Genomic DNA, 12,083 nt, shown 5'->3' on the forward strand with positions numbered 1-12,083 from the left:
TGCATGCATCGCCGGGAGCGGGGCAGCAGCATCCTGAGACAGCTCGGGAAGCTACCCCCCTGGCGAAACCCGAGCTGCACGGCCCCGCAGGCAGTCACTCCCCCCGGCTGCCGGCGGGGCCGCATTCGTACGGCCCTACTCCACCCGGATGCCGACGATGCAGGTGTCGTCGTCGGTGTCGGACCTGCTGTACGTCAGGAGCCGGTCGAGTTGATGGTCCAGCGTCCCGGACGTCGTACGGGCCGCGTTGAGGAGCTGGCGCAGCGACACCTCCACCGAGCGGTCCCGCCGTTCGATCAGACCGTCCGTGTACATCAACAGCGTGTCGTGGACGTCCAGTTGCACCTCGTCCTCCTCGAACGTCGCCTCGGGGACGGCACCGAGCAGGATGCCCTTGAGGAGCGGCAGCGGGTTGGCGTCCGTGTCCCGGACCAGAACGGGCGGCAGATGTCCGGCCCTCGCCCAGCGCAGAACACGGCGGCGCGGATCGTAGATCCCGCAGACCGCGGTGGCGGTGACCCCGCCCGTCAGATGGTGCGCCACGATGTTGAGCCAGGACAGCAGCTGCCCCGGCCCCGCACCCGTCACGGCGAGTCCGCGCAGCGCGTTGCGCAACACCACCATGCTGGTCGCCGCCTCGATCCCGTGACCGGCCACATCGCCGACACACAGCAGGACCAGGCCGGACGACAGCACGACGGCGTCGTACCAGTCGCCCCCGACGAGCTGCTCGGTCTCCGCGGGCCGGTAGCGCACCGCCACGTCGAGGCCCGGAGCCCGCAACGGCGCCTGGGTCGGCGGCATGATCGCGTGCTGAAGCTGGAGGGTCAGCCGGTTGCGCTCGTGCGCCTGCTGCTCGGTGTGCGCGAGCTGGTCGCGGGTGACCGCCAGCGCCACCTCGGTCCAGTGCTGCGCCGAGATGTCCTGGTAGGCCCCGCGGACCGCGAACAGCCGGTCGTCGGCGTCGAGCACCGGTTCGGCCACCACGCGGATGTGCCGGGTCACGCCGTCGGGACGCTGGAGCCGGAACGCTGCCGACGCCGGCCGGTGACGGTGCAGGACGGTCCGCAGGAAGCGGCCGATGGCGACGGCGTCGTCGGGATGGGCGTGCGAGGCCAGCTCCTCCAGCGGGACGGGAGTGCCCGAGGGGGAGCGGCCGTACAGATCGAACAGCGTCTCGTTCCAGATGGTCTCGCCGGTCAGCAGGTTCTCCTCGAAACCGCCGATCCTGCCGAGCCGCTGGGCATGCTGGAGCAGACTCGCCAGCCGCGCAGTCTCGTCCTCTATGCGCCAGATGAGCAGCACGGTTCCGCCGTGCCGGCTGACGTTGATGTCGGCCACGGCCGACAGCCGCACCTGGTCGACCAGCGCCGTCAGATCCATGCGCCGCGCCCGGAACGGCTCCCCGGTGGCGTAGACGCGCTCGACGCACTGGAAGAGGCCGCTGTCCCCTGCGGCCAGCGGATAGGCCTCCAGCAGCAGCGACCCCTGAACGGTGCCGCGCGGCCGGCCGGCCGGATCGAGGAAGCGTCCGTTCACATGACGGATGCGGAAGTCGGCGAGCCGCCCCTGGTCGTCGAGCTGGGGGACCAGCACCAGGGCGGGATCGTGCAACCCGTCCACCAGGTCGATCAGTTCGCAGACATCGGCCGTCCCCCGCACGTCGTGGAAGTCGCCCGACGGCGCGTGGGTCTCCAGTGTGTGCGAGCACAGTTCGGCCAGTGCCTCGACCTGGCGGACCACCTGCGGTGGCTGAGGTGCCAGGGCGGACGGCCACGCGATCTCCAGGACGCCGTGGATCCGGCCTCCGGAGCCGGCCGGTACCGCGACCCGCCCGCCGTCCGGATGTTCCGCGTGCCCGATGGAGGGCAGCCCGGTGTCCGTCAGCGAGCCCGCCCACTGCGCCGTACGGTCGGACAGCGCGCGGCGTGCCATCGTCGCCACGCCCGGGGGAACGTAACGCCAGCGCCGGGCCTCGGCCGCCGAGAACCCGGCGCTGCCCGCCAGGGAGAGCGAACCGTCGGCGTCCGCCGCCCAGATGGCCACGGCGACCGCCCCGAGGGGAGTCAGCGCGTGCTGCAGCAGGGAGTCGGCCACCGCCTGGCTGTCGCCGGCCGCCAGCGCGCCGCTCTCGGCCGCGCGCAGCCGTACCGCGGGGGCGTCGTCCTTCGGGGGATGCTCCGTCGTGGCGGAGAGGAAGGCGCTGGTCACCTCCGAAAGCCGGTCGTGGGCCGCCTGGTTGATGATCTCGACCGCGAGCTGGAGCTGCGGCACCTTGGCCTGTTCGGCCAACTCGGTGAGCTGGCGGGCGGCTTGTGCCGGTCCGCAGCCCAGCCGCTCGACCAGGATGCCCTTGGCCAGCTCGATCAGGGCCCGCCCCTCGGCCTCCGCCTGCGCGGCCCGTACCTCGCGGCGCAGCCGTTCGACGGTGGCCGCCAGCCGGCCCACCGGAGACGTCCGGGCCGCGCCCGACAGCTCGCCGGCCTGCCCGGCGTCCGCGACGTCGTCCGGGGAGTCGGGGACGCTCGGGCCGGTTGCCTCAGGACTGTTCATCGTGCTGCCGCTCCTCGGCGGGGACCCTGTGGAGGGCGGGGGAGGGGCGGCAGCGGCGGGTGTCCCGCCGCACGGCCGCGGTGGAGGGTACCGGGCGTCATGTCACTCCCCGAGCCAGCGTCGGACACAGGCGATGAGGTCGTCGGTGTCGACCGGCTTGGTGACGTGGTCGCTGGCGCCCGACAGCAGGCTCTTCTCCCGGTCGCCGGGCATGGCCTTCGCCGTCACCGCGATGATCGGCAGGTCCGCGTACCGGGGCATCCTGCGGATCTCGGCGGTCGCGGTGTACCCGTCCATCTCGGGCATCATCACGTCCATCAGGATCAGCGCGACCTCGGGCCTGGCCAGCAGTGTCTCGATGCCCTTCCTGCCGTTCTCCGCGTGCAGCACCTGGAACCCGTGCAGCTCCAGGATCCCGCTGAGCGCGAAGAGGTTACGGGCGTCGTCGTCGACGACGAGCACCGTACGGCCCTGGAAGGCGTTGTCGATCGGCCGCGCGGGCCGGTTCCTGGCCTCCTCGGCGCGGACCAGCGGCACCACGTCGCCCGGCTGCTCCGCGGACAGGTGCAGCGCGATCCGCTCGCGCAACTCGTCGAGACTGGACAGGAATTCCAGCGACCGTGCGCCCGAGCGGGACTGCAGCGCCTGCTCCTGCGCGAGGTCGACCCGGCTGCCGTTGTGGACGAGGACGGGCACGGTCGCCAGGGCCGAGTCGCCCTCCACCGCTTCCAGGAACCGGGCCGTCTCGCCTTCCGGCATGCCGAGTTCGAGCACGACGCAGTGCCACGGCTCCGCGGCGAGGGCGCTCGCCGCCTCCTGCGCCCCGACGACGGTGATGATGTCGACGCGCTCCCGTGTGTCGCCCTCGTCACGGCTGCGCGCCACATCCCCGACCGCGCTCTCGGCCACCAGCGTGAGCAGCCCCCGCGGCCGTTCCTCGACGACCAGGAGCCGCCGCCGCCGGCGGGGCAGGCCGGCCGAACCGGGAGCGGTGTGCCGCGGTTCGGTGTGCGCCGAGGCGCCCTCGTCCACGGCCGGTTCGGGCGCCCGGCCGCCGGCCAGCAGCTCCTCGAACTCGGGCCGGGCCACCGGGAGGAAGAGCGTGAACGTACTGCCCTGTCCCGGGGTGCTGTCCACGGTGACCGCCCCGCCGAGCAGGTGGGCGATCTCCCGGGTGATGGACAGACCCAGACCTGTGCCGCCGTACTTGCGGCTCGTGGTGCCGTCGGCCTGCTGGAAGGCGCCGAAGATCGTCTCCAGCTGCTGCTCGGGGATGCCGATGCCGGTGTCCTTGACCCGGAAGGCGGCGATCGTGCCGCCGCGCGGAACGCCCGCGGGGATCTCCGCGTCGGCCGCCGGTTCGATGCGCAGTTCGACCCGGCCCTGCTCGGTGAACTTGACGGCGTTCGACAGCAGGTTGCGCAGCACCTGCCGCAGCCGGGAGTCGTCGGTGAGCAGGTCCACCGGGGCCCCGGGAGCGGTGCTGACCGTGAACTCCAGGCTCTTCTGCGAGGTCATGGGGCGGAAGGTGGCCTCGACGTATTCGAGCAGCTGCCGCAGCGGGACCCGCTCGGGGGTCACGTCCATCTTGCCGGCCTCGACCTTCGACAGGTCGAGGATGTCGTTGATCAGCTGGAGCAGGTCGGAACCCGCGGAGTGGATGATGCCCGCGTACTCGACCTGCTTCGGCGTGAGATTGCGCGAGGGGTTCTGCGCCAGCAACTGGGCCAGGATGAGCAGGCTGTTGAGCGGGGTCCGCAGTTCGTGGCTCATGTTGGCGAGGAACTCGGACTTGTACTTGGACGCCAGCGACAACTGCTGGGCCCGTGCCTCGAGTTCCTGCCGGGCCTGTTCGATCTGGAGGTTCTTCGCCTCGATGTCGCGGTTCTGGGTCACGAGCAGGGAGGCCTTGTCCTCCAGCTCGGCGTTGGAACGCTGGAGTTCGTCCTGCTGGACCTGCAACTCCTCGGAGCGGGCCTGGAGTTCGGCGGTCAGGCGCTGCGACTCGCCCAGCAGCTCATCGGTGCGGGCGTTGGCCACGATGGTGCTGACATTGACGCCGATGGTCTCCATCAGCTGTTCCAGGAACGTCCGGTGCCCCTGCTTGAAGCGGGTGACCGAGGCGAGCTCGATGACGCCGAGCACCTGTTCCTCGACGACGATGGGCAGGACCACCAGCGCCGTCGGTGCCGTCTGCCCGAGGCCCGAGGAGATGGTGACGTACCCCGGCGGCACCTCGTCCACGGTGATCGCCCGCCTGCTGCGCGCGGCCTGCCCGACCAGGGAGCGGCCGAGCGGAATACGGGTGGGACGCCCGTCCTCGTCGGGATAGCCGTACGAGCCGACCAGCCTGAGCTCCGTGCCCTTCGTGGTCTCCTCGGCGAGGTAGAAGGCGCCGTACTGCGCGGCGACCAGCGGGGTGAGCTCGTCCATGATGAGGTCGGCCACCACGTCCAGGTCGCGGTATCCCTGCATCAGGCCGGAGATACGGGCCAGGTTCGTCTTGAGCCAGTCCTGCTCCTGGTTGGCCCGCGTGGTCTCACGCAAGGACTCCACCATGGAGTTGATGTTGTCCTTCAGGTCGGCGACCTCGCCGGAGGCCTCCACGGCGATCGACCGTGTCAGGTCGCCCTCGGCGACGGCGCCGGTGACCTCGGCGATCGCGCGGACCTGACGCGTGAGGTTGCCGGCCAGTTCGTTCACGTTCTCGGTGAGCCGCTTCCAGGTGCCCGAGACGCCCTCCACCTCGGCCTGGCCGCCGAGCCTGCCCTCGCTGCCGACCTCCCGCGCCACCCGGGTGACCTCGGCCGCGAAGGCGGAGAGCTGGTCGACCATCGTGTTGATCGTCGTCTTGAGTTCGAGGATCTCTCCCCGGGCGTCGACGTCGATCTTCTTGGACAGGTCGCCCTTGGCCACGGCCGTCGTGACCAGGGCGATGTTGCGCACCTGCCCGGTGAGGTTGTTGGCCATCGAGTTGACGTTGTCGGTGAGGTCCTTCCAGGTGCCCGCCACATTGGGCACGTGCGCCTGGCCGCCGAGACGTCCTTCGGTGCCGACCTCACGGGCGACGCGGGTGACCTCGTCGGCGAACGCGGACAACGTGTCGACCATCGTGTTGATGACGTCGGCCAGGGCCGCGACCTCGCCCTTCGCCTCCACGGTGATCTTCTGCGAGAGGTCGCCGCGGGCCACGGCGGTCGCCACCTGCGCGATGGAGCGGACCTGGCCGGTGAGGTTCGACGCCATGACGTTGACGTTGTCCGTGAGGTCCTTCCAGGTGCCCGAGACGCCCCGCACGGTGGCCTGTCCGCCCAGATTGCCCGCCGTACCGACCTCGCGGGCCACCCGGGTCACCTCGTCGGCGAACGCCGAGAGCTGCTCGACCATCGTGTTGATGGTCTCCTTGAGCTCCAGGATCTCGCCGCGGGCGTCCACGGTGATCTTCTGCGACAGGTCGCCCTTGGCCACCGCGGTGGCCACCTGGGCGATCGAGCGGACCTGGGCGGTGAGGTTGCCCGCCATGAAGTTCACCGAGTCGGTGAGATCACGCCAGGTGCCCTTGACGCCCTTCACGTCGGCCTGGCCGCCGAGGCGTCCGTCGGTGCCGACCTCACGGGCGACGCGGGTGACCTCGTCGGCGAAGGCGGAGAGCTGGTCGACCATCGTGTTGATGGTGTTCTTCAGTTCGAGGATCTCGCCGCGGGCGTCCACGGTGATCTTCTGGGAGAGATCTCCCTGGGCCACCGCCGTGGTGACCTGGGCCACGTTGCGGACCTGGGCGGTGAGGTTGCCGGCCATGAAGTTCACCGAGTCGGTGAGATCACGCCAGACGCCGCCGACACCCGGGACCTGGGCCTGGCCGCCGAGGCGTCCGTCGGTGCCGACCTCACGGGCGACGCGGGTGACCTCGTCGGCGAAGGCGGAGAGCTGGTCGACCATCGTGTTGACGGTCTCCTTGAGCTGGAGGATCTCGCCGCGGGCCGGAACGTCGATCTTCTGCGAGAGATCACCCCTGGCGACCGCCGTGGCCACCTGCGCGATGTCGCGGACCTGGGTGGTGAGATTGCCCGCCATGGCGTTGACGGAGTCGGTGAGGTCCGCCCAGGTGCCCGAGACCCCCGGCACCTCCGCCTGGCCGCCGAGCGTCCCCTCCGTGCCCACCTCACGGGCCACCCGTGTCACTTCCGAGGTGAACACCGACAGCTGGTCGACCATGCCGTTGAACACGGTGGCGATGTCGCCCAGCAGGCCACCGGCCTCGTCGGGAAGCCGGGTGCCGAAGTCGCCGTCGCGCACGGCGGTGAGGCCGGCCAGCAGTTGCCGCAACTCCTGCTCGCCCGGAGTCTGTACGGACGTCCCGCTCGCTGCCCTGGTCATGGCCACCCTCGTTCCGCTCCCCTGGAGTCCCGTGTCACGGAACTCGGAACCGCGCGGGGCCCACGGGCGGCCCCCGCCTGCCCGTGGGATTCCCGCAGATCACAGGTCATCCCCTTAAGAAAATACGCCGCAGGCTAACCCAGATCGCGGGGACGGAACAAAGCGCGGGAAAGAATTCTCCAGGGGCCGGAAAACTCGCCGGCAGCAGGAATGACCTGGACGGAACTGGATACACAGGACCCTCTCGGTCCCGTTCGCCGGGACCGTGTACGCGAAATCCCGTCGGCCCGCCCCGGACCGGAGTCCGGGGCGGGCCGACGGGACCGTCGTACGGGCCGTGACGTGCGGAAGCCTCAGGCGACCGCGGGATCGAGGAGTCCGGTGCGCAGACGCTTGATGATGCGCGTGATCAGCCGGGAGACGTGCATCTGCGAGATGCCGAGCTCCTCGCCGATCTGCGCCTGGGTCCACTCCTCGACGAAGCGCAGATGAATGATCCGGCGCTGCCGATCGTCGAGCTGGGCGATCAGGGGGGCCAGGGAGTTGAAGTCCTCGACCAGTTCCAGCGAGGGATCCTCCTCGCCGATGAAGTCCGCGAGGACCGCCTCGCCGTCCGCACCGCCGTCCGCCGTGAGGGCGGCGTCCAGGGACGAGGAGTTGTAGCCGTTCGACGCCTTGCGGGCCTCGATGACCTCTTCCTCGGACAGACACATCAGCTCGGACAGTTCACGGGTGGTGGGCGTACGGCCGAGGCGGGTGCGCAGTTCCTCCGTCGCCTTGGCGAGCTCGACGCGCGCCTCCTGCAGACGGCGGGGCACGTGGACCGCCCAGCTCGTGTCGCGGAAGAACCGCTTGATCTCACCGACGATGTAGGGAACCGCGAACGACGTGAACTCGACCTCGCGGGACAGCTCGAAGCGGTCGATGGCCTTGATGAGCCCGATCGTGCCGACCTGGACGATGTCCTCCATCTCACCCTGGCTGCGGCTGCGGAAGCGGGCCGCCGCGTACCGGACGAGGGAGAGATTCATCTCGATGAGGGTGTTGCGCGCGTACTGGTATTCGTGCGTGCCCTCCTCCAGGACGGAGAGCCGGTCGAAGAACTGGCGGGACAGCTCGCGCGCGTCCTTCGGGCTGATCTTCAGCGGTTCGTCGATCTGCGGCAGGACGCCCCCCTCGGTCGTCGCTGCCCGGTGCGCCGTGTCCCTTGCCTTCGCTGCCGCCACGGCCGCCATGCCGTCCACCCCAAATCGTCCGAAGGAAATGATGACAGGGCCCGTCTGCCCTGCTTCACACCGCTCATGCCACCCGGTTGCGAAATTCTGCGGGACGCGTACGTCCAGACTCCCCCTGACACCGGGTCAGGGTCTACTTCCTCCCGGGGGCACCTTTCGGATGCGGGGTTGTGGCACCGATTTCCCGACCGGGCTGATGTCGCTTTTGGCCCGACTGATACCGGTTAAGCCCGAACGCCGACACGGTTCCGCCGGGGATCGAGGGGGCAGGTGAGGACGGAGGGCGACCGTCGCGACGGCGCTCTCGCGTCCGGGGGCCTGCCCCGCTGTCGTGACGGCGACGTAAAATGGATCGCGGGGTGAGTCCGTGGGTATCGAGCGGCGAGTCGGCCGAGCGCACACGCGCTCGCCCTTGGCGCGCCCCGACGCGGGACCGCTCGCCGGACGCCGGCCCCGGGGCGCGGTGATCGTGGCATGACTACGGCGGCACTTCGCGACGATCCCTTCGTCCACCCCGCGCTCGTCTACGACGACGACCGTGAGTACGTGGAAGGGACGACACGTTTCGTCTCCGACGGCGTAGCCGCAGGGGAGCCGGTGGCGGTGGCCGTCCCCGCCCCGCGACTGGAACTCATCCGCGGCGCCCTGGGGCCCTTGGGCGCCGGCGTCCGCTGGATCGACATGACGCGGGCGGGCCTGAACCCGGGCCGCATCATCCCCTCCGTCCTGCGGGCGTTCGCCGACACCCATCAGGACGTCCACGTACGGATCATCGGCGAGCCCATCTGGCAGGGCCGTACGGCGGTGGAGTACCCGGCCTGCGTCCAGCACGAAGCCCTGATCAACAGGGCGTTCGCGGGACGGGACGTGACGATCCTGTGCCCGTACGACGGGCGTGCCCTCTCCCCGGACGTGATCGCCGACGCCCACGCCACGCACCCGGTCGTGATCAGCGCCGGCCGGCAGAGCGCCAGCCCGGCCTACGACCCGGACGGGGTGCTGACGCGCTTCAACCAGGTTCTGCGCCACCCCCCGGGAGCGGCGGTGGTCCGTTTCGACGCCGAACTCCTGCCCGTCGCCCGCGACTTCGCCCTCGCCGAGGCCCGGGACCGCGGGATGACAGCGGCCCGGCTGCACGACCTGAACCTCGTCGTCGCGGAGCTGACGACCAACAGCGTGGTGCACGGGGGCGGTTCGGGGATCCTGAGGATCTGGGCCGAGAGCGAGCAGATCGTGTGCGAGGCGCAGGACGAGGGCCGGCTCAGCGATCCTCTGGCCGGCCGGCATCCCGTGCGTCCCGACCAGATCGGCGGACGGGGCCTGTTCCTCGTGCACTTCCTGTCGGACCTCGTCCGTGTGCACACCGACACCTCCGGGACGACGGTGCGCAGCTACATCGGCCGCGGCTGACCGGCTCACCACGCACGTCGGCCGTGGGGCCCGGACCCTGTGTTCCCGGTCCGGGCCCCACAACCGACGTGTACCGCTGTTCCTTGGCATGATCCAAACGGCAGGCCCTATTCCGCGGTGCCCTGCCGGGCCGATCGCGCCGCCTCGCGTTCCGTGCGGGCGCCGGCCTGCGACAGCGACCCGCCCGAACTCTCCAGGTGCGCCCGGACGAACCACTGGAACTGTTCGAGCGCGCGGAGCTGTTCGATGAGAAGGTCCTCGGTCACCGGGTCGATCTTGCCGACCTCGGCCACGGCCGCGCGGTGCTCCTCCACGATCCCCGTGTAGACGAGGTCGAGGGCGCCGAGGTGGGCGATGGCGTCAGCGCGGCCGACGCTGTAGTCGTCCCAGGTCCGTTCGGCGACGAGCGCTCCCGGTGTACCGTGCGGCACCCCGCCGAGGGCGGAGATCCGTTCGGCGGCGTCGTCAGCCATCTCGCGCACGCGGTCCACCTGAGGGTCGAGCATCTCGTGCACGGCGATGAAATGGGGGCCCACGACGTTCCAGTGGATGTGTTTCAGCGTGAGCGACAGGTCGTTGAGAGCGTGCAGCCGCATGCTCAGCAGATCGATGATCCGGCCGCCGTCGTGCGTGCTGACGCCGGGGACGGTGTATTTCGGTGTCGTGGAAGTCGTCATGTCCCTCTCCTTCACACAGATCTTTTGTACGTGTTCCGGCGCGTGGCCGTCCGTGGTGGGGCTGCCGGCGGTGCCGGCGGCAGCGGCCGATGCCGGACGCGCCTGGCAGGGGAACCATCGCCGTCAACCTCCGGTGCCTCCAAGTGCCCTGGTTCCTTTGCGTCACACCTTTTCGCCAGGGCGCCGCTCCGTTCCGCGGGCGACGGGTGGGAGCGGCGGGGATGCCGCCACAGGGGCGACGTTGGGCCACATAGGTTGTCTGGGGCGGTTGTTGGGAATGAACCGTGGCGAACCCGGGCACACGGACGGAAACTCGAGAGAGGAGCCCTCGCCGTGCTCGTGCCCGACCCGAAGGTTGTCCGGAGGCTGCTGACGCGTTACGCGGCCCTGAAGATCGCGTATGCCGAGAAGGAGACACTGGAGACGGCCCGCGGCCTGGAGGACGTCACGTACACGCTCTGTGTGATGACGGGAACGACCAGCGTGCGCGACGCCGTCGTCGCCGCCGACGCCCTGCTCGTGGCCGGAGAGAAGCGGCGGGACGCGGGGCGGGCCGGACTGCTGGGGAGTGTGACGTCCCCGGCGCCCTCGCCGAAGGCGGTGTCCGCCGCCCCGCCGCTCGCACAGCCGCCCACGGAGGTACGGACGCTGAGCGGCCGGCGTCTGGACATGTCCGGCCCGCTCCGCTGAGCGCCGCTCGCGTACGTGGAGGGGCGCCTCCCCTGATCGGGTGGCGCCCCTGTTGTCCGTCGAACGGCTGAACTACCTAGTCGGCCCCCGCTCGTTCTCCTGCTGTGAGCATCGTCGAGGCGGAGATGAGGAATCGATGAGCCGACACAGCAAAGGCCGTAGGCACCGCAAGGTGAACATGACGCCCCGTCCGGTCGGACCGAGGAGATCGCCCCGCGAGGTCCGGGAGCAGGTGGGCGCGGGTGCGGTCGGCCCGCAGCCGGCGCGGGCCAGGCCTCCCGTTCCCGGGCAGGACGCGAACGGGGAACGGGCCGAGGCCGTGTCCAGAACGGTGAGTGAGAGCGGTCTGAGCCGCCATGCCGTGCGTACGTGGGAGCGATTGGCGGAAGCGGGCGCCGAGGGCGTCGAGGTCGCCGAACTCACCGCGTCCGTGGGCTTCCGGCGCTCCACCGTGCTCGGGCACCTGAAGGGCCTGGCCGGACTCGGACTGGCCGAGGACCACGAGAGCGTGTGGCGGGCGACCGGCCCGGTGGAGGGCGCGGCCGCGCTTGAGGGCGTGGGGGCTTCGGCCGGGAGCGTCACCTAGGACGGAGGTCCGAGGCGGCGCTCGCCGGGCGATCCGCCCGCGTCCGAGCGCCGCCTGCCGGTCGCATACGTACGGGTGCGTACCTGCCCTTTGCGTGCTTGCCCCTTGTGCGCCGGTCCCCTGCCGCCCGCTCCTCAAGAGCGTGCCCCCGCGACCTTCCGCCCCCTGCCGCCGCCCCCGCGTGCCCGCCCTCTCGCGTGCGTGGCCGCCTCTGCCGGGTTGTCGTGCGGGCCTTGACGGGAGTGGATTCGACGGATCCGTCACACGACGTAGTGTCGGGCGGCCTTCTCGGGGCATCCGGACTCCATCGCTCGACTGCCGGACCTTCACAAGGAGTCCTCATGCTCGGCATAGCTGCCGCCGTACTGCTGTTCATCGCGTTCCTGATCAACGCCGGTGACGTTTCGACCAATCACGTGTTCACGTCCACCAATGTCATGCTCATCGGGCTCGCCCTGCTCGCCCTTCACCTCTCGGGCGTCGGCGGGGGCTGGACGACGCGCAGCCGTCGCCGCTGACGGGCGGGGACCGTCTCCCCGGCGGTGTGCGCTGTTG

Annotated in this window: 8 protein-coding genes; 4 read left to right on the top strand and 4 right to left on the bottom strand. The window is 70.5% G+C overall.

What is annotated here, in order from left to right:
* Positions 1-135: 135 nt before the first annotated feature.
* The 3 genes from OG780_RS39260 to OG780_RS39270 all read right to left on the bottom strand — a co-directional run bounded on the left by OG780_RS39260 (position 136) and on the right by OG780_RS39270 (position 8,165).
* Positions 136-2,553 (bottom strand): SpoIIE family protein phosphatase, encoded by a 2,418-nt coding sequence (locus tag OG780_RS39260; protein WP_328456388.1) that lies wholly within the window; start codon positions 2,551-2,553, stop codon positions 136-138.
* Positions 2,554-2,655: 102 nt separating this feature from the next.
* Complete coding sequence (locus OG780_RS39265; protein WP_328456390.1) at positions 2,656-6,930, bottom strand: HAMP domain-containing protein; 4,275 nt, start codon at positions 6,928-6,930, stop codon at positions 2,656-2,658.
* 353 nt (positions 6,931-7,283) lie between these two features.
* Positions 7,284-8,165, bottom strand: a complete 882-nt coding sequence (locus tag OG780_RS39270) for an RNA polymerase sigma factor SigF (protein ID WP_328456392.1) — start codon at positions 8,163-8,165, stop codon at positions 7,284-7,286.
* Between the two features lie 474 nt (positions 8,166-8,639).
* Here OG780_RS39270 and OG780_RS39275 point away from each other — a divergent pair, with 474 nt between their 5' ends.
* Positions 8,640-9,575, top strand: coding sequence for a sensor histidine kinase (locus OG780_RS39275; RefSeq protein WP_328456394.1), 936 nt, complete (start codon positions 8,640-8,642; stop codon positions 9,573-9,575).
* Between the two features lie 107 nt (positions 9,576-9,682).
* On the opposite strand, the gene OG780_RS39280 is transcribed toward OG780_RS39275, so the two are convergent.
* The gene (locus OG780_RS39280) at positions 9,683-10,252 is read right to left on the bottom strand and encodes a Dps family protein (RefSeq protein ID WP_328456396.1); all 570 of its coding nucleotides are present in this window, start codon (positions 10,250-10,252) and stop codon (positions 9,683-9,685) included.
* Between the two features lie 333 nt (positions 10,253-10,585).
* On the opposite strand from OG780_RS39280, the gene OG780_RS44775 reads away from it, so the two are divergent.
* From OG780_RS44775 to OG780_RS39295, 3 genes are all read left to right on the top strand, one after another.
* Complete coding sequence (locus OG780_RS44775; RefSeq protein ID WP_443062266.1) at positions 10,586-10,942, top strand: DUF5133 domain-containing protein; 357 nt, start codon at positions 10,586-10,588, stop codon at positions 10,940-10,942.
* A gap of 178 nt (positions 10,943-11,120) precedes the next feature.
* Positions 11,121-11,528 carry a hypothetical protein gene (locus tag OG780_RS39290; RefSeq protein ID WP_328456398.1) on the top strand — a complete coding sequence of 136 codons (408 nt, stop codon included), beginning with the start codon at positions 11,121-11,123 and terminating at the stop codon, positions 11,526-11,528.
* A gap of 341 nt (positions 11,529-11,869) precedes the next feature.
* Positions 11,870-12,046: a hypothetical protein gene (locus tag OG780_RS39295; protein WP_192582574.1), complete on the top strand. Its 177-nt coding sequence runs from the start codon at positions 11,870-11,872 to the stop codon at positions 12,044-12,046.
* Positions 12,047-12,083: the final 37 nt, after the last annotated feature.

Source organism: Streptomyces sp. NBC_00386 (assembly GCF_036063235.1).
In the GTDB taxonomy this organism is placed as follows: domain Bacteria; phylum Actinomycetota; class Actinomycetes; order Streptomycetales; family Streptomycetaceae; genus Streptomyces.